General features: G+C 58.4%; 18 protein-coding genes. 6 read left to right on the top strand and 12 right to left on the bottom strand.

The genetic code is table 11. The features are described 5' to 3' along the window. Positions 1-23: 23 nt before the first annotated feature. From ruvC to PMI27_RS00680, 5 genes are all read right to left on the bottom strand, one after another. Entirely contained in the window at positions 24-548 is a 525-nt protein-coding gene (gene ruvC / locus PMI27_RS00665) for a crossover junction endodeoxyribonuclease RuvC (RefSeq protein WP_008147379.1), read from the bottom strand. Between the two features lie 169 nt (positions 549-717). Then, on the bottom strand, positions 718-1,464 hold the full coding sequence (locus PMI27_RS00670) for a YebC/PmpR family DNA-binding transcriptional regulator (protein ID WP_008147381.1): 747 nt from the start codon (positions 1,462-1,464) through the stop codon (positions 718-720). 123 nt (positions 1,465-1,587) lie between these two features. After that, positions 1,588-3,363, bottom strand: a complete 1,776-nt coding sequence (gene aspS, locus PMI27_RS00675) for an aspartate--tRNA ligase (protein WP_008147383.1) — start codon at positions 3,361-3,363, stop codon at positions 1,588-1,590. Positions 3,364-3,485: 122 nt separating this feature from the next. Further along, positions 3,486-3,707: an FmdB family zinc ribbon protein gene (locus tag PMI27_RS0229975; protein ID WP_010457489.1), complete on the bottom strand. Its 222-nt coding sequence runs from the start codon at positions 3,705-3,707 to the stop codon at positions 3,486-3,488. 136 nt (positions 3,708-3,843) lie between these two features. After that, a complete protein-coding gene (locus PMI27_RS00680) occupies positions 3,844-4,182 on the bottom strand; it encodes a ribbon-helix-helix domain-containing protein (protein ID WP_008147387.1) in 339 nt (112 codons plus the stop codon). 464 nt (positions 4,183-4,646) lie between these two features. On the opposite strand from PMI27_RS00680, the gene PMI27_RS32300 reads away from it, so the two are divergent. Further along, positions 4,647-5,249, top strand: coding sequence for a cold-shock protein (locus PMI27_RS32300; protein ID WP_008147390.1), 603 nt, complete (start codon positions 4,647-4,649; stop codon positions 5,247-5,249). A gap of 70 nt (positions 5,250-5,319) precedes the next feature. Here the strand turns inward: PMI27_RS32300 and PMI27_RS00690 are convergent, their stop codons facing one another. Together PMI27_RS00690 and PMI27_RS00695 are read right to left on the bottom strand one after the other, a co-directional pair. Further along, positions 5,320-5,526, bottom strand: a complete 207-nt coding sequence (locus PMI27_RS00690; protein WP_008147392.1) for a SlyX family protein — start codon at positions 5,524-5,526, stop codon at positions 5,320-5,322. Positions 5,527-5,529: 3 nt separating this feature from the next. After that, a complete protein-coding gene (locus PMI27_RS00695) occupies positions 5,530-5,955 on the bottom strand; it encodes an HIT domain-containing protein (protein WP_008147394.1) in 426 nt (141 codons plus the stop codon). Positions 5,956-6,412: 457 nt separating this feature from the next. Between PMI27_RS00695 and PMI27_RS31820 the strand changes: the two genes are divergently transcribed. Together PMI27_RS31820 and PMI27_RS00700 are read left to right on the top strand one after the other, a co-directional pair. Beyond that, positions 6,413-6,775, top strand: a complete 363-nt coding sequence (locus PMI27_RS31820) for a hypothetical protein (RefSeq protein WP_160171641.1) — start codon at positions 6,413-6,415, stop codon at positions 6,773-6,775. A 94-nt stretch (positions 6,776-6,869) separates the two neighbouring features. Next, the gene (locus PMI27_RS00700; RefSeq protein ID WP_008147396.1) at positions 6,870-8,198 is read left to right on the top strand and encodes an OprD family porin; all 1,329 of its coding nucleotides are present in this window, start codon (positions 6,870-6,872) and stop codon (positions 8,196-8,198) included. 64 nt (positions 8,199-8,262) lie between these two features. On the opposite strand, the gene PMI27_RS00705 is transcribed toward PMI27_RS00700, so the two are convergent. Both PMI27_RS00705 and PMI27_RS00710 read right to left on the bottom strand, forming a co-directional pair. Continuing rightward, positions 8,263-9,105, bottom strand: coding sequence for a mechanosensitive ion channel family protein (locus PMI27_RS00705; protein WP_008147399.1), 843 nt, complete (start codon positions 9,103-9,105; stop codon positions 8,263-8,265). A gap of 137 nt (positions 9,106-9,242) precedes the next feature. Then, positions 9,243-9,728, bottom strand: coding sequence for a YajQ family cyclic di-GMP-binding protein (locus tag PMI27_RS00710; protein WP_007906601.1), 486 nt, complete (start codon positions 9,726-9,728; stop codon positions 9,243-9,245). A gap of 141 nt (positions 9,729-9,869) precedes the next feature. On the opposite strand from PMI27_RS00710, the gene PMI27_RS00715 reads away from it, so the two are divergent. From PMI27_RS00715 to PMI27_RS00725, 3 genes are read left to right on the top strand one after another with little or no spacing between them, the layout of a single operon-like run. Further along, a complete protein-coding gene (locus PMI27_RS00715; RefSeq protein ID WP_033053708.1) occupies positions 9,870-10,787 on the top strand; it encodes a putative 2-dehydropantoate 2-reductase in 918 nt (305 codons plus the stop codon). Positions 10,788-10,832: 45 nt separating this feature from the next. Next, positions 10,833-12,869, top strand: coding sequence for a sensor histidine kinase (locus tag PMI27_RS00720; protein WP_033053718.1), 2,037 nt, complete (start codon positions 10,833-10,835; stop codon positions 12,867-12,869). A gap of 2 nt (positions 12,870-12,871) precedes the next feature. Further along, positions 12,872-13,453, top strand: coding sequence for a cob(I)yrinic acid a,c-diamide adenosyltransferase (locus PMI27_RS00725; RefSeq protein ID WP_008147405.1), 582 nt, complete (start codon positions 12,872-12,874; stop codon positions 13,451-13,453). A 105-nt stretch (positions 13,454-13,558) separates the two neighbouring features. Here the strand turns inward: PMI27_RS00725 and PMI27_RS00730 are convergent, their stop codons facing one another. The 3 genes from PMI27_RS00730 to argJ all read right to left on the bottom strand — a co-directional run bounded on the left by PMI27_RS00730 (position 13,559) and on the right by argJ (position 16,494). Continuing rightward, complete coding sequence (locus PMI27_RS00730; protein WP_008147407.1) at positions 13,559-14,509, bottom strand: Nudix family hydrolase; 951 nt, start codon at positions 14,507-14,509, stop codon at positions 13,559-13,561. Continuing rightward, positions 14,506-15,138: a glutathione S-transferase gene (locus tag PMI27_RS00735; protein ID WP_033053707.1), complete on the bottom strand. Its 633-nt coding sequence runs from the start codon at positions 15,136-15,138 to the stop codon at positions 14,506-14,508. The genes PMI27_RS00730 and PMI27_RS00735 overlap by 4 nt, the downstream gene beginning before the upstream one ends. Positions 15,139-15,276: 138 nt before the next feature. After that, complete coding sequence (gene argJ, locus PMI27_RS00740) at positions 15,277-16,494, bottom strand: bifunctional glutamate N-acetyltransferase/amino-acid acetyltransferase ArgJ (RefSeq protein ID WP_008147411.1); 1,218 nt, start codon at positions 16,492-16,494, stop codon at positions 15,277-15,279. Between the last annotated feature and the right edge of the window lie 62 nt (positions 16,495-16,556).

The raw sequence follows: 16,556 nt of genomic DNA, 5'->3' as shown, positions 1-16,556 counted from the left end.
TAAAAAATTGATTGCTGATGCTATCAGAGACGCAGGCGTCCGCCACGACTGCGTGCCGTGCCCAGACCATGAGGCAACAGGCTGGAGCGGGTGTGAGCATGGCAAATGGCAATGGCCAGGGCGTCCGAGGCATCGATTTGCGGCTTGCTGGTCAGTTTCAGCATGTGCATGACCATCATTTGCACCTGCTCTTTATTCGCCGCGCCGGTCCCGGTCACCGCCTGTTTGACCTGGGTCGCCGTGTACTCAGCGATTTCCAGGCTTTCTTCCGCCCCGGCAACGATGGCTGCGCCGCGGGCCTGGCCAAGTTTCAGCGCAGAGTCGGCATTGCGCGCCATGAAGACCTTTTCGATGCCCATGGTCACCGGGCCGTAGGTCTGGATGACTTCGCGCACGCCGCGATAGACTATTTGCAGGCGTTCATGCAGCTCGCCGGAACCTGTGCGAATGCAGCCCGACGCCACGTAGACGCATCCACGCCCGGTATCACGCACTACGCCATAACCGGTAATGCGCGAACCGGGGTCGATACCAAGAATTAAAGTCATAACGCCTGCAGAAAGAGATCGCGGTGGCTTGAGGATAACTGTGTAGGAGCTGCCGAAGGCTCGGGCCGCGTTCGGACGATCTTTTAAATAAAAAGCCAAAAATCAAAAGATCGCAGGCTTCGCCAGCTCCTACAGGGGCCAGGGGAAGGCTGCGATCTTTATCAATGCATCAACCGAGCTGAGCGGCCACCGACTCTGGAATGTCGGCGTTGGAGTAGACGTTCTGCACGTCATCCAGGTCTTCAAGCATGTCGATCAGCTTGAGCACCTTCTCGGCGCCTTCCAGGTCGAGTTCGGCACTGGTGGTCGGCAGCATCACGATTTCCGCGTCATCACCTTTGAAACCGGCCGCTTCCAGCGCGTTACGCACGGAGTAGAAACCGGAGAACGAGGTGAACACGTCGATGGAGCCGTCTTCGTGGGTGACCACGTCATCCGCGTCGGCTTCCATCGCCGCTTCCATCAACGCATCTTCATCAACGCCTGGCGCGAAGGAAATCTGCCCCTTGCGCTCGAACAGATAGGCCACCGAACCGTCCGTACCGAGGTTGCCGCCGCATTTGCTGAACGCATGGCGAACAGCGGCGGCGGTGCGATTGCGGTTGTCAGTCATGCACTCGACCATCACCGCCACGCCGCCCGGGCCGTAGCCTTCGTAGGTCAGCTCGACCATGTCGTCGGTATCGGCAGCACCGGCGCCGCGGGCGACCGCACGGTCGATAATGTCCCGGCTCATGTTCGCGCCGAGGGCCTTGTCCAGCGCCAGACGCAAACGCGGATTGGAACCCGGATCACCACCGCCCTGACGGGCCGCAACGGTCAGCTCACGAATCCACTTGGTGAAAATCTTGCCCTTCTTGGCATCCTGACGTTCTTTGCGGTGCTTGATGTTCGCCCACTTGGAATGACCCGCCATATCTCGCTCCGAATTCTCTTTGAAACATTGCCCGCCACGCCATGACGCGCCAGCCGGCAAATAAAAATCTCGACCATTCTATAAAGAAAGGGCGCATCCGAAGATGCGCCCTTCTGGTCAGCCTTACTCAGCTTTAGGCGTTTCGCGCAAACGAATGTGCAGTTCGCGCAGTGCCTTGGCATCTACTACACCCGGAGCCTGAGTCATGACGCAAGCGGCGCTCTGGGTTTTCGGGAAGGCGATCACTTCACGGATCGACTGGGCGCCGGTCATCAGCATCACCAGACGATCCAGACCGAAGGCCAGGCCACCGTGCGGCGGCGCGCCGTATTTCAGGGCGTCGAGCAGGAAGCCGAATTTCTCTTCCTGTTCCGCTTCACTGATACCCAGCAGACGGAACACCGACTGTTGCATTTCCTTGCGGTGGATACGGATCGAACCGCCACCCAGCTCGGTGCCGTTCAGTACCATGTCGTAGGCACGGGACAGAGCGGTTGCCGGGTTGGCTTCCAGTTCTTCCGGGGTGCACTTCGGCGCGGTGAACGGGTGATGCAAGGCTGCGAAGCTGCCGTCGTCGTTCTCTTCGAACATCGGGAAGTCGACCACCCACATCGGCGCCCACTGACAAGTCAGCAGGTTCAGATCGTTACCGACCTTGATCCGCAGCGCGCCCAGGGCTTCGCTGACGATCTTGGCTTTGTCGGCACCGAAGAACACGATGTCGCCGTCAACCGCACCCACGCGATCAAGGATCACATTGAGGTTGGCTTCAGGAATGTTCTTGACGATCGGCGATTGCAGGCCTTCGACGCCCTTGGCGCGTTCGTTGACCTTGATGTACGCCAGGCCCTTGGCACCGTAGATGCCGACGAACTTGGTGTAGTCGTCGATCTGCTTGCGCGGCATGCTCGCTGCGCCAGGAACGCGCAAGGCGGCAACGCGGCATTTCGGGTCGTTGGCCGGGCCGCTGAAGACTTTGAAGTCGACTTCTTTCAGCTGATCGGCAACGTCAACCAGTTCCAGCGGGTTACGCAGGTCCGGCTTGTCGGAACCGTAACGACGCATGGCCTCTTCCCAGGTCATGTGCGGGAATTCGCCGAATTCCACATCCAGCACTTCCTTGAACAGGTTGCGGATCATGCCTTCGGTGATGCCAATGATGTCTTTTTCATCGAGGAAGCTGGTTTCGATGTCGATCTGAGTGAATTCAGGCTGACGGTCGGCACGCAGGTCTTCATCGCGGAAGCATTTGGCGATCTGATAGTAGCGATCGAAGCCGGCCACCATCAGCAGTTGCTTGAACAGCTGCGGCGATTGCGGCAAGGCAAAGAAGGAACCGGCGTGAGTACGGCTCGGCACCAGGTAATCGCGGGCACCTTCCGGAGTAGCGCGAGTCAGGATCGGCGTCTCGACGTCGAGGAAGCCGTTCTCGTCCAGGTAACGACGGATGCTGGTGGTCATGCGCGAACGCAGACGCAGCTTCTCGAGCATTTCCGGACGACGCAGGTCGATGAAGCGATAACGCAAGCGGGTTTCTTCGCCGACGTCGGAGAACTCGTTGAGCGGGAACGGCGGGGTTTCCGCTTCGTTCAATACTTCCAGCTCGTAGCCCAGCACTTCGATCATGCCCGACGCCATGTTGGCGTTGCCGGCACCGGCCGGACGCAGGCGAACCTTGCCGGTGACCTTGACCACGTACTCGCTGCGCACGCGATCGGCGGCGGCGAAGGTTTCAGCGCGGTCCGGGTCGAACACCACCTGGGCCAGACCGTCACGATCACGGATATCGAGGAAAATCACCCCACCGTGGTCACGGCGACGGTGAACCCATCCGCAAAGGGTAATTTCCTGGCCTTCCAGGCTTTCGTTCAGTTGGCCGCAATAATGGCTGCGCATCATGGTCGTAGTTTCACTTCTCGTAATTCGAAATTCGGTTGGAGACCTTGCTCATATCCTGTCCCAATGAAAGGCGCCAGATGATGCAAGAGCTCGCACGTGTCGTTCAACTCAGGTTCAAGACCCTAGTCAGCTTTGTCGCCGCCGGCCAGATTCTTCTTGGAACCGGTCTTGAAATCGGTTTCGTACCAGCCGGTACCGCTAAGGCGGAAGCCCGGCATGGACAGCATCTTCTTAAGCTCTGGCGCCTGGCAGGCAGGGCAGTCGACCAGCGGTGCTGCGCTGATCTTTTGAATGGCTTCCAACTGATGACCACAGGAAGCACATTGATAGTCGTACATCGGCATGGGGGTTGTCTCGGCGATCAGATTGCTACCGCACACGCTGGGTTTTGCGGCAAAGAGCGGGATTATATCCATTAAATGCAGCCTGTGCAGCCGTAAGACTGCACAGACCGACACTCGACCCATTCCACCCCCGTGGCTAAGGCATGGCGACGCAGCCGCCTTCCTTCAGGCTGTGCACGACGCACACAACCCGCACCAGCCCGGTGAAGTTCTTGACCCCACCGTGACGCAAATGCACCTCGCGGTCCACATGGGACAACAGCGCACTGACCGTACAGCAGTTGACCTTGGCCATGTCGCCCAAAATATCCCAGTACACCTGTTCAAGCCGCAAACAGGTTGCAAAGCCATTCAACCGCACTGACCGGGATAAAGGCTGGGCCAGCCCCATATCAAATTCGCTGACAAATGGATCGATCCTTATCTCCTTGACCGGACCGACCCTCCCCTCGCTTCTCCTGTCTTCGTCATCCATATCGTTGACACTCCTTTGCCATCCTTGCCTTCTTTAAGAGCTATATCCGTTGCCTTATAAAAGCGCAGGCGCAAAGGTATATCCAGATGACTTTATGACCATCAACGTAGGAGAAGCCAACAATTGAAGGGCGATCATGGAGACCGTCCTAGGCCGGCCATTTTCCTACATAGTCAGACGCCATTTGACTAGCGTGAAAGGGGTTTAAAGAGACAAGAGGTCGAACGCGAATAACGCCAACGAACGTTATCTGCGACAAATCGACCCTCAAGGCACCGCTGGACTGCCTGATTTGAGTAGCTGCAGGCTTTGCTGTTAAATAGGCAGTGTGTCGCTACCGCCTATTTTCCGGGGGCTGCGCATAGGCTGATACCGGGTACGTGTCCAACGCCTCTTATTGTTCTGAAGCGAACCGCGCTCAATCAGCTCTTCCTTGTGATCCGTCTTAACGTGAGTTACTCAAAATGTTGAAAATTGTCCACCTGCTAATGGGCGCAGCAGCCTTGCTGTTGTCCTTCATCCCTAGCCTGCGATCCGAAGCCGTACCTTACCTGCAACAACCTGATGCGCTGTACCTGGCCTTCTTCGGCCTGCTCAACCTTACCCTCGCTCCTGTCATCCCTTACTGGAACAAAGGCCCGCGTCATCAACTGCAAAACCTGGTCAGCGCCCTGCTGGTTCTGACCGTCGTCCTGCAAACCCTGACGCTGATCGCGCCAATGCCTGTCATTGCCGGTCAACCTGCTGTTCTGTTCAGCCTGGTCGCTGCCCTGATTGCCGTTCTTCTGCACCTGGCTATCAGCTTCTACAAATCTTCACCCGCCGCCGCCTCGCCAAGCTATGACATGAGCAACCGCGATACCGGTACCGTAAAGTGGTTCAACACATCCAAAGGCTTCGGCTTTATTTCCCGTGATTCCGGCGATGATATTTTCGTGCATTTCCGGGCCATTCGTGGCGAGGGTCACCGTGTCCTGGTCGAAGGCCAGCGTGTGGAGTTCTCTGTCATGAACCGTGACAAAGGCCTGCAAGCCGAAGATGTGATCGCCGCATTGCCGCGTCGCTGATTCAAGGCTAAAAAAAACCGCGAACAGCCTGGCTGTTCGCGGTTTTTTATTGCCCGTCAGTTGGTCGCACTCAGTAATGCGGCGGTGGCGCTTCTTCTTCAAACGTCTCGAACTGACCGGCCATTTCCTCTTGCCGCTTGAGCAATGCGGCCATTTGCAGTTGCAGGCGCTCAACCGCGCGCTGCTGCGTCGCCAGCACATCACTCAATGCCTGGATGGTGTCATCCTGAAACGCCAGCTGGCTCTCCAGATCGGTAACGCGTGCTTCCAGGCTCATGACTCAACCCTCCAGAAACGTAAAATCATCGGTCAATACCAGGCGCAACCGTTCGCGAATCAGCGCGATCTGCTCTGAGCCATAGGGCTTGGCTGGGTGTTTCCCCCAGACGGGTGCTGGCCAGGCGGCGTCCTCACGCTTGCGCACAATCACATGCATGTGCAACTGACTGACGACGTTACCCAGGGCCGCGACATTCAATTTGTCCGCGTCGAACGAATCCTTGAGCATTTCCGCCAGTGCGGTTGTTTCCCGCCACAGCTGCTGCTGATCTGCGACATCCAACTGAAATATCTCACTGATATCGTCGCGACGTGGCACCAGAATGAACCAGGGGTAGTTCGAATCGTTGGACAGCAGCAACCGGCACAGTGGGAAATCCCCAATCGGTAACGTGTCTTGTTGAAGTCGTGGATCTAAAGCGAACACTGCGCGCACTCCCGCCTGGTCATCAATTTCAGCTTAGCGTCCATCCCGAGAGACGGCGCACCAAGCGACAGGACGGCAGCATACCTGCGAACGCCGCTGGCTTCACGATGATCCATGGTCGAACCAAACCGAGAAACTACAAACGACCGGTCACGCGCCCCGACATGAGTCATTTTCGTTCAGGCCGCACCATTACAGAACCAGCAGCCACACAAAAAACGCCGAACTGACTGATAAACAACGACGCGTTCGAATTTGGCAGACGGCCGCACTGTATGAATTCCGTACAGCGATTAAAATTTTTTGCACCAAAACCGCACAGTGCGTCTACGCTGAGTCGGTCAGGCATCCGCCATTTACTCACTGGTGGGGTGAACCGGTAACGTTTTGGGTTGTCACGCAGTCGGCCACAAGGGTACAACACGATGCAAACCATGGCGTCAAGCCCGAACAAAACGTGCTTGAACACCCCGGTTTTATGAGGTTTTTACAGCAGCGGGCAGGCATTCAGAAAAAAAACCAGCAGGATTCTGATTTGTGCACGCTTGTTGCATTCACACACATATCGCCTCTAAAGCGTCCGCTGGAAGTGGAAGCCTTAAGGCAAATAAAAACAGTGGCAGGGTTGCCCGATGGAGATTCAAGCGTTTCACCAGGGACTCTTTTTACCGATGCTCAGGCCCTGGAAAACAACGTTAAAAGTTGTCAGTCCGCTTGCGTCGGGGCTGTAAATTTGCGACATCTACCAAGCCGTTTGCGACAGGGTCGTAAAGAAGCTGAAAGGTTAGATGCGCAAGTATCGCCAACATGGTCGGCGTGATATAAGTTTGCGCCGACACAAAAAGAAAGAGCCGCCCAGATAATAAATCAGGTGGGACGGCAGTACTCTTCTAAAACCAAAGGAGCAAATCACGATGCGCGTGATGAAGTGGAGCATGATCGCACTGGCAGTTGCAGCAGCAGCCAGTACTCAGTTGGCAGTAGCCGCACCTTTCGTAAGCGACCAGGCAGAAGCCAAAGGTTTTGTTGAAGACAGCAAGCTCGACTTGCTAGTTCGCAACTACTACTACAACCGTAACAAGAAAGACGGCGCAACCGACGACAAAGACTGGACCCAGGGCATCCAGGGTATGTTCAGCTCTGGCTACACCCAAGGTCTGATCGGTGTCGGCGTTGAAGCTTGGGGCCAACTGGCCATTAAGCTGGACGGTTCCGACAAATATGCCGGTACCGGCAACATGTCCGTGGACTCTGATGGCGAAGTCAACAACAGCCAGGGCAAAGCCGGCGCTGCCGCCAAGTTCCGCATCTCCAAGACCGAGCTGAAAATCGGCGACATGCAGCCAAGCACTGCCCCAGTGTTCGCTGTTGGCGGCTCCCGCATCCTTCACCAAACTGCCACCGGTATCCAACTGCAGAGCAGCGAAGTCAAAGACCTTGACCTCGAAGGCGGTCACTTCACTTCGGCGACCAGCCAGGACAGCAATGCCCGTGACGGTGACCTGTGGGCTACCTACGCTGGCGTGAAAGCCAACTCCATCGACTACTTCGGCGGCAAGTATGGCATTACCCCAGACCTGAGCGTTTCGCTCTACGGTGCCAAGCTCGAAGACGTCTGGAACCAGTACTACGCCAACGCGAACTACACCCTCGCATTGGGTGGCGACAACTCGATCAACTTCGACGGTAACATCTACAACACCAAGGACACTGGTAACGCTAAAGCAGGCGAAATCAGTAACACCGCCTACTCCCTGGCCGCTGCTTTCTCGTTCCTGAAAGCGCACACCTTCACCCTGGGCTTCCAGAAAGTGAACGGCGACACCCCGTTCGACTACATCGGTGTGGGTAAAAACAACCGCGGTGGCGACTCGATTTTCCTCGCCAACTCCATCCAGTACTCTGACTTCAACGCCCCTGGCGAGAAATCGGTACAAGCCCGTTACGACCTGAAAATGGCCGAATACGGCGTACCTGGTCTGAGCTTCATGACCCGTTACGTGAAAGGTTGGGACATCGACGGCACCAACACTCCAGCAGGCAGCCCTTACGCTGGCCTGTACGGTGCAGACGGCAAACACCACGAAACCAACGTGGAAGTTAAATACGTCATTCAGTCCGGCCCAGCTAAAGATCTGTCGTTCCGCATCCGTCAAGCATGGCACACCGCCAACGCAGACGAAGGCGAAGGCGATATCTCTGAGTTCCGCCTGATCACCGACTACCCGCTCAACATTCTGTAATTGCAGAAAGTTAGTTCGCGGTAATCAAAAAAAGGCCCATCTTCGGATGGGCCTTTTTTGTTGCTTACTGCACCGCAGATTCCTGAACCACTCGAATCACCCGCTGTGGAAACGGAATATCGATACCGGCCGTTTTCAAACGATCACGGGACTGTTCGTTGAACATGAACATCACGTCCCAGTAATCCGCCGTCTTGACCCACACTCGAAGGGAAACAGTGATCGAACTATCACCCAGTGTCGAAATCACTGCCTGTGGTGCCGGCTCAATTAAAACACGCTCATCTTTGGCCAGTTCCAACAATACATGACGGGCCTTCTGCAGGTCCGCTTCGTAATCAACACCCACATCAAACACAACTTTGCGCGTCGGTTGACGGTTGGTATTGGTGATGATGCCGTTCGACAGGTTGCCGTTCGGCACGATGATGGTTTTGTTATCGCCGGTGCGCAGGACGGTGTGGAAGATCTGAATGCTGTCGACCGTGCCGGCAACACCTTGGGCTTCGATCCAGTCACCAATGCGGAACGGGCGGAACAACAGAATCAGCACACCACCGGCGAAGTTCGCCAGGCTGCCCTGCAAGGCCAGACCGATCGCCAGGCCGGCCGCACCGATGGCTGCGACGAACGAAGTGGTTTCCACGCCGATCATCGAGGCGACGCTGACGATCAGCAGAACCTTGAGAATAATGTTCGCCAGGCTGCTGATGAAACCTTGCAGCGCCAGGTCGGCGTTACGCAGCGCCAACAGGCCACCGAGCTTTTGCGCCACCTTGTTGATCAGCCACCAGCCGATTGCCAGGGTGATCACCGCCAACAGCACGCGGCTGCCGTATTCCATGATCATCGGAATCCAGGCTTGGGATGCCTTGACCAGGTTGTCCACTTCAGCATTCAAATCCATCTTTTTTCTCCTGATTTCCGGCTACCCGGCACGCAAAAAATGAGCGGCAGAAAGACCGAACCCGTGGGGGATTCAATCGTTTCTGCCGTTGCTTGGGCCTCGGACGTCGAAAACATCGAGAGGTTCCCGCTTGAAAGTCAGTCGCGGAAGTTGTTGAACTGCAGCGGCATATCGAACGTCTTGGCGCGCAGGGCCGCGATGGCTTCCTGCAAGTCATCACGCTTCTTGCCGGTAATGCGCACTTGCTCACCCTGAATGGCAGCCTGAACCTTGAGCTTGGCGTCTTTGACATGAGCGACGATTTTCTTCGCCAGCTCTTTGTCGATGCCTTCCTTGAGGACCGCTTCCTGCTTCATCAGCTTGCCCGACGCATAGGCGTCCTTGACTTCAAGGCACTGCACGTCGATTTTGCGCTTGACCAGGGCCAGCTTGAGGATCTCAATCATCGCTTCGAGCTGGAAATCGGCTTCAGCGGTCAGGTTGACGGTCAGGTCCTTTTCCTTGAACTCGAAGGTGCCTTTGCCTTTCAGGTCATAACGACGATCGAGTTCCTTGACGGCGTTCTCGACCGCGTTGGTGACTTCGTGTTTGTCCAGTTCGGATACCACGTCGAACGACGGCATGTAATCTCTCCAATAAAAGGGCATGCTCGATCACGATGGAGCACGCCTGGCTTGCGGTTAAAATCCGCGCTGATTATAACGGGTCTTTCCCATCATTCACTGCGAGCCTCCCATGCGCGCGATAAACAGAGCAAAAAGCTGATGTCCACCACCTGGCATGTTCTGGGCGCCGGCAGCCTTGGCACCTTATGGGCCACTCGACTGGCGCGGGCCGGCGTGCCGGTCAAGCTGATCGTGCGGGACGCTGCACGCCTGGAGGCGTATGAGGCGGCGGGTGGGCTGACGCTGGTCGAACACGGTGAAGCGAAATGCTATCCGGTGCCCGCCGAGACACCCGACAACAATGAACCGATCAACCGCTTGCTGGTGGCCTGTAAAGCCTACGATGCCGAGAAAGCGGTGGCCCAATTGGCACCGCGCCTGGCCCCCGACGCCGAGCTGATCCTGTTGCAGAACGGCCTTGGCAGCCAGGACGCCGTCGCCACACAGGTGCCGCAGGCGCGCTGCATTTTTGCGTCGAGCACCGAAGGTGCCTTTCGCGATGGCGACTGGCGCGTGGTATTCGCTGGCCACGGTTACACCTGGCTGGGAGATGCCGGGCATCCCGTGGCGCCGATCTGGCTGGATGACGTGAGCGCCGCCGGTATTCCCCACGAGTGGAGCACCGATATTCTGACCCGGCTGTGGCGAAAACTGGCGCTCAACTGTGCGATCAATCCGCTGACCGTGCTGCACGATTGCCGTAATGGTGGTTTACAGGAACACCGCTGTGAAGTCGCCACCCTCTGCGTCGAATTGACCGAATTGCTTGAACGGTGCGGTCAGCCAGCAGCAGCCGAGGACCTTCAACAGGAAGTCGAACGGGTGATTCACGCGACCGCCGCCAACTACTCTTCGATGTACCAGGACGTCGCGAACCAGCGCCGAACCGAGATCAGCTATCTATTGGGTCATGCCTGCAAAGTCGCCGCGAGGCATCAGTTGAACCTGCCGCACCTTAATCAACTTGAACAAAGGTTGATCACCCATCTGCACAGCCTTGGATTGCCCAGCGACTGAGCAGCGGCTACGCTGGCCACTTGTTCCTTTTCAGCGATGAACCTGATGCCATTGCGCCAGCGCCTTGAAAACCTTCCGGTCGGCCAGAAATTGCTGGCCGCCCTGCTGGTGCTGTTGACCACCGTCCTGCTGGTCGCCAACCTGACCTTTATCAGCGCCGCGTACTACATCTCCCAGGAAAGCATGGCACCTCAGGCCTTGCAGACCATCGGCCGCCTGGTGTCCAACCCCAGCCTGGTGTCCGAAGCCTTGCAGTCACCGCAAAGCGCCGAACGCCTGCTCAATGAACTCAACAGCTATTCACCGCTGCGCGCGGCGGCCCTTTATGACGGCAAGGGCGAGCGTCTGGCGCAGTTGCAGCATGGCGAGCAGCTGAGCCTGCCAACGCATTACCGGCACATTGAATCCTGGCAAGTCACCGAGTTTCGCAGCAATCAAATCATCACCCTGCCCCGCCCCGGCACCGCGCCTGGCCACCTGTTACTGGTCGCCAGCAGCGAGCTGCCGATGGCGTTCTACACCGGGACCCTGACCGCCAGTCTCGGGATTCTGATTTTCAGTGTGCTGTTGTGGCTGGTGATTGCCCGACAAATCAAACGCCTGATCACCCGGCCAATTCATCAGCTCGAAGAGCTGTCCCGGCAAGTGACCCGGGAAGAGAACTACGCATTGCGCGCCTCTCGCGGTAACCATGACGAAATCGGCAGCCTCGCCGAGGCGTTCAACACCATGCTCTCGCGGATCGAAGCCCGGGAGCAGCAACTCAAGCGGGCCCGGGACGACTCCCAGGCGGCGTATGACCAGGCTCAGGGCCTGGCCGAAGAAACCCGCCATACCAATCGCAAACTTGAACTCGAAGTTCAGGTCCGCAGCAAGATCGAGAAGAAGCTCACCGGTTTCCAGAACTACCTCAACAGCATCATCGATTCCATGCCCTCGGCGCTGATCGCCCTTGATGAACAGCTCTACGTGACGCAGTGGAATCAGGAGGCCAGCGCCCTCTCCGGCACGCGCCTCGACGAAGCACTGAATCAGCCGATTTTTCTCGCTTTCGAACCACTCAAGCCGTTTCTGCCGCAACTCAAGCAAACCGTCGAGCAGCACACCGTGGCCAAGATTGAACGGGTGACGTGGTTCAAGGACGAAGAACCCAAGCACTACGCCCTGACCTTTTACCCGCTGATGGGTGGTGCCGGGCGCGGTGTGGTGATCCGGATCGACGACATCACTCAGCGCCTGTCGCTGGAAGAAATGATGGTGCAGTCGGAAAAAATGCTCTCGGTCGGTGGCCTCGCCGCAGGCATGGCTCACGAGATCAACAACCCGTTAGGCGCGATCCTGCACAACGTGCAAAACATTCGCCGACGCCTTTCGCCTGATCTGCCGAAGAATCTCGAACAAGCCGAGCAATCCGGGATCGCGCTGGAAACGGTCAACAAATACCTGCAAGCGCGCGAAGTGCCGCAGTTGCTCGACGGCATTCAACAGGCTGGCGCCCGGGCGGCCAAGATTGTCACGCACATGCTCAGTTTCAGTCGCCGCAGTACCCGGCAAATGGCCCCGTGCGACCTGCCGGCGCTGATCGATCAAGCAGTGGAAATCGCCAGCAACGACTTCGACCTGGCGATCGGTTTCGACTTCAAGGGCCAGGCGATTATTCGCCAGTTCGACCCAGCGTTGGGCCCGGTGCCCGGGACCGCCAACGAGTTGGAACAAGTGCTGCTCAATCTGCTGAAAAACGCCGCTCAGGCGATTCACCAACGTGAAGACGACCGCGAGCCGGGACGGATCATTCTGCGCACCAAGCTGAACCCGCCGTGGGCGGAAATCCAGGTGGAGGACAACGGCGTCGGCATGAGCGAGAGTGTGCGCAAACGCACCTTCGAGCCGTTCTTCACCACCAAGGAAATCGGTCAGGGCACCGGCCTTGGCCTGTCGGTCTCGTATTTCATCATTACCAATAACCACAAGGGTCAGATGGAAGTGCAATCGACCCTGGGCCAAGGCACGTGTTTCACCTTGCGCCTGCCCTTGGCGGGCACCCCGCTCGTCTCTCAAGAACTCAATCAGCTATCGAGGTAACCATGGGCTTTCGCTTGTCGAAGATTTACACCCGCACCGGCGACAAAGGCGAAACCGGGCTGGGCGACGGCCGCCGCGTGCCCAAGGACCATCCACGGATCGAAGCGATTGGCGAAGTCGATACGCTGAACAGTCAGGTGGGTGTGCTATTGACCGGGCTGGCGGCGGAAAGTGGCGAGTATCCGGGCTTGAACGAAGTCATCCAGGTTTTGGCGCCTTGCCAGCATCGGTTGTTTGATCTGGGCGGCGAGTTGGCGATGCCGGTGTATCAGGCACTGAACACGGCAGAAGTCGAACGGCTGGAAGCGGCGATCGATGTGTGGAATGAAGAACTGGGGCCGCTGGAAAATTTCATTCTGCCAGGTGGCTCGGCGTTGATTGCCCAGGCTCATGTGTGCAGATGCCTGGCGCGCAGTGCCGAGCGGCGGTGTCAGCATTTGAATGCAGTCGAACCGTTGGCCGGGGTTGGGTTGGCGTATATCAATCGGTTGTCGGACTTGTTGTTTGTGGTGGCGCGGTTGATTGCCAAGCGGCAGGGGATTGCCGAGATTTTGTGGCAGCCGGCGCCGAAGCCTGAGGTTTAATCGGCGCCTGACAGGTCGCCATCGCGAGCAGGCTCACTCCCACAGTGGATCGAGGTGTACACAAATCCAATGTGGGAGTGAGCCTGCTCGCGAAGAGGCCACCCGCTACACCAAAGAATCAGGCCAGAACGCCCGAATCCCTGCCACACCTTGAGCCCCTGCTTCCCAGGCTTTCTGAAGATCCGCCGGGCCAACACCACCCAACAAGAACACCGGTTTGCTGAAACCTTCGATCAACGCGCGAGCCTGTTCCCAACCCAGCGGCTGAGCCCCCGGATGAGTCAGGGTCGGTTGCACCGGTGACAGGGTCACAAAATCCACCCCCATCTGCTCGGCCAACGCCAGCTCTTCAGCGTTATGGCAGGACGCCGCCAGCCAGCGCGACGCCGGTAACGGGCGGCCCGCCGCCGCGTGTTTGCGCAGCTGCGCGGAGGTGATGTGCCAACCGGCAGACGGGAAATCTCCCAGCCACTCGAACGGCCCCTTGATCATCAACTGCGCCTTGCCCGCACACAGCCCCGCCGCGTCCACCGCCAGATCACGGTACTTCGGATCGTAGCCGTTGGGTGCTCGCAACTGGATCAGCTTGATGCCGCCGGCAATGGCTTTTTGAATACCGCGCAGCAAGGCCGGCGTTTCCAGGTCTTCCGGGGTAATCAAATACTGCGCGGGTAACCGTGCAGCCGCGACAATCGGCTGGTTGGCCGCCGGGAACTCGTAGTTCAGCAGATCGCGGGGCGCGACCCATTCCAACGGCTGGCCTTCGGCGCCGTGCGGTTCGCCGGTAAAGGCCGCCACTTCCCAAACGTCCAGCAACACTTGCTTGTCCGGGTAATCGTGCCGGACCTTGATCAGCGGGCGAGCCGCGTTGACCACGATGCCCAACTCTTCAAGGAGCTCGCGAGCCAGGGCGGTTTCGACGGATTCGTCGGCCTCGACCTTGCCGCCGGGGAATTCCCACAGGCCACCCTGGTGCTGGGTGTCGGCACGGCGGGCAATGAGGATCTTGCCACTGGCATCACGGATAACAGCGGCAGCTACGTGGACTCGTTTCACCGTTCTACTTCCTCCAGGCCTGCCTTCTGCCAAGCCTTGAAGGCTGGCCATTGGTAGATGGTTTCGACGTAGGCCGCGTCCGCTGCAGGCAGCCTCACCTGATAGGTGCGCAGGCGCACGGCGATCGGTGCGAAGAAGGCATCCGCCAGGGTCGCGCCGCCAAACAGGTACGGACCGGTTTCGATGGCGACGGCGCGGCACTCGGCCCACAACGCCAACATACGCTCGATGTCGGCCTGGACGTCAGCCGGTGTCGGCGACAGCGCAGCGTCGTGGCTCAAGTCGAACGGCATGTTGCCGCGCATGGCGAAGAAACCGCTGTGCATCTGCGCGCAGGCCGAACGCGCCTGGGCGCGGGCGGCGGTGTCTTCTGGCCAGAGGCCGGCGTCGGGAAACTGCTCTGCCAGATACTCGGCAATCGCCAGGGAATCGGCGATGGTGCCGTGTTCGGTTTTCAGCAACGGGACTTTTGCGGTCGGCGAGTGCTTGAGCAGACGCTCACGCGTATCCGGCTGGTTCAGCTTGATCAGTTCTTCGGTGTAAGGGGCGCCGGCCAGGTCGAGGGCCAACGCGGCACGCAGGGACCAGGAGGAATGCAGTTTGTCGCCGATGATCAGGTGAAGGCTCATGTTCGGGACCTTTTGGAGAGGGGTACAGGCCAGAATCTCTAGCGTCTGGCAGTCCGTCATCGCGGGCAAGCCATGCTCCTACAGGGTCAGCGTAAATCCTGTGGGAGCGGGCTTGCCCGCGATGGGGGCGACTCGGTCTTACGTGCGGTACTCGGCGTTGATTTTCACGTATTCGTGGGACAGGTCGGTGGTCCAGATGGTTTCGCTGCAATCACCGCGACCCAGCTCGATACGGATCGTGATTTCTTCCTGCTGCATCACGGCCGCGCCCTGGGCTTCGGTGTAGGTCGATGCACGAGCGCCACGGCTGGCGATACACACTTCACCGAGGAACACGTCGATTTTGCTCACGTCCAGGTTCGGTACGCCGGCACGGCCGACGGCGGCCAGAATGCGGCCCCAGTTCGGGTCGGAGGCGAACAGTGCGGTCTTGATCAGCGGCGAGTGAGCCACGGTGTAACCGACGTCCAGGCATTCCTGGTGATTGCCGCCGCCGTTGACTTCAACGGTCACAAACTTGGTCGCGCCTTCGCCGTCACGAACGATGGCCTGGGCCACGTCCATGCACACTTCGAACACGGCCTGTTTCAGCTTGGCGAACAAATCACCGCTGGCTTCAGTGATTTCCGGCAGTGCTGCCTGACCGGTGGCGATCAGCATGCAGCAGTCGTTGGTCGAAGTGTCGCCGTCGATGGTGATGCGATTGAACGACTTGTTGGCACCGTCCAGCAGCAGGTTTTGCAGCACGTCGCGGGAGACTTTGGCGTCGGTGGCGATGTAGCCGAGCATGGTTGCCATGTTCGGGCGGATCATGCCCGCGCCTTTGCTGATACCGGTGACGGTGATGGTCACGCCGTCATGCTGGAACTGGCGGCTGGCACCTTTTGGCAGGGTGTCGGTGGTCATGATGCCGGTGGCGGCAGCTTCCCAGTTGTTGACCGACAGGTCGTCGAGGGCGGCTTGCAGGGCCCCTTCGATTTTCTCGACCGGCAGCGGCTCGCCGATCACACCGGTGGAGTACGGCAGCACCAGGCTGGCGTCGACGCCGGTCAGCTCAGCCAGTTTGGCGCAGGTGCGCTCGGCAGCGGCAAGGCCGGGTTCGCCAGTGCCGGCGTTGGCATTGCCGGTATTGGTCAACAGGTAACGCACCGGACCTTGCACACGCTGCTTGGCCAGGATCACGGGAGCCGCACAAAAGGCGTTCAGAGTGAACACGCCAGCGACCGTGGAGCCTTCGGCACAGCGCATGACCACAACATCCTTGCGCCCCGGGCGCTTGATGCCAGCCGAGGCGATACCGAGTTCAAAACCGGCAACCGGGTGCAACGTTGGCAAAGGACCAAGACCAACAGCCATGAATGCGCTCCTTAATAAATGATGTCAGCACCGCTTTCAGGAAGAACGGTGGTTTAAATGGC

The sequence above is a fragment of the Pseudomonas sp. GM41(2012) genome, assembly GCF_000282315.2.
Taxonomy (GTDB): Bacteria; Pseudomonadota; Gammaproteobacteria; order Pseudomonadales; family Pseudomonadaceae; genus Aquipseudomonas.
This window is presented reverse-complemented; position numbering and strand designations above follow the sequence as displayed.

Coding starts and splice junctions, on each gene's coding strand:
- ruvC (WP_008147379.1), bottom strand. CDS start 548: ATGACTTTAATTCTTGGTATCGACCCCGGTTCGCGCATTACCGGTTAT.
- PMI27_RS00670 (WP_008147381.1), bottom strand. CDS start 1,464: ATGGCGGGTCATTCCAAGTGGGCGAACATCAAGCACCGCAAAGAACGT.
- aspS (WP_008147383.1), bottom strand. CDS start 3,363: ATGATGCGCAGCCATTATTGCGGCCAACTGAACGAAAGCCTGGAAGGC.
- PMI27_RS0229975 (WP_010457489.1), bottom strand. CDS start 3,707: ATGCCGATGTACGACTATCAATGTGCTTCCTGTGGTCATCAGTTGGAA.
- PMI27_RS00680 (WP_008147387.1), bottom strand. CDS start 4,182: ATGGATGACGAAGACAGGAGAAGCGAGGGGAGGGTCGGTCCGGTCAAG.
- PMI27_RS32300 (WP_008147390.1), top strand. CDS start 4,647: ATGTTGAAAATTGTCCACCTGCTAATGGGCGCAGCAGCCTTGCTGTTG.
- PMI27_RS00690 (WP_008147392.1), bottom strand. CDS start 5,526: ATGAGCCTGGAAGCACGCGTTACCGATCTGGAGAGCCAGCTGGCGTTT.
- PMI27_RS00700 (WP_008147396.1), top strand. CDS start 6,870: ATGCGCGTGATGAAGTGGAGCATGATCGCACTGGCAGTTGCAGCAGCA.
- PMI27_RS00705 (WP_008147399.1), bottom strand. CDS start 9,105: ATGGATTTGAATGCTGAAGTGGACAACCTGGTCAAGGCATCCCAAGCC.
- PMI27_RS00710 (WP_007906601.1), bottom strand. CDS start 9,728: ATGCCGTCGTTCGACGTGGTATCCGAACTGGACAAACACGAAGTCACC.
- PMI27_RS00715 (WP_033053708.1), top strand. CDS start 9,870: ATGTCCACCACCTGGCATGTTCTGGGCGCCGGCAGCCTTGGCACCTTA.
- PMI27_RS00720 (WP_033053718.1), top strand. CDS start 10,833: ATGCCATTGCGCCAGCGCCTTGAAAACCTTCCGGTCGGCCAGAAATTG.
- PMI27_RS00725 (WP_008147405.1), top strand. CDS start 12,872: ATGGGCTTTCGCTTGTCGAAGATTTACACCCGCACCGGCGACAAAGGC.
- PMI27_RS00735 (WP_033053707.1), bottom strand. CDS start 15,138: ATGAGCCTTCACCTGATCATCGGCGACAAACTGCATTCCTCCTGGTCC.
- argJ (WP_008147411.1), bottom strand. CDS start 16,494: ATGGCTGTTGGTCTTGGTCCTTTGCCAACGTTGCACCCGGTTGCCGGT.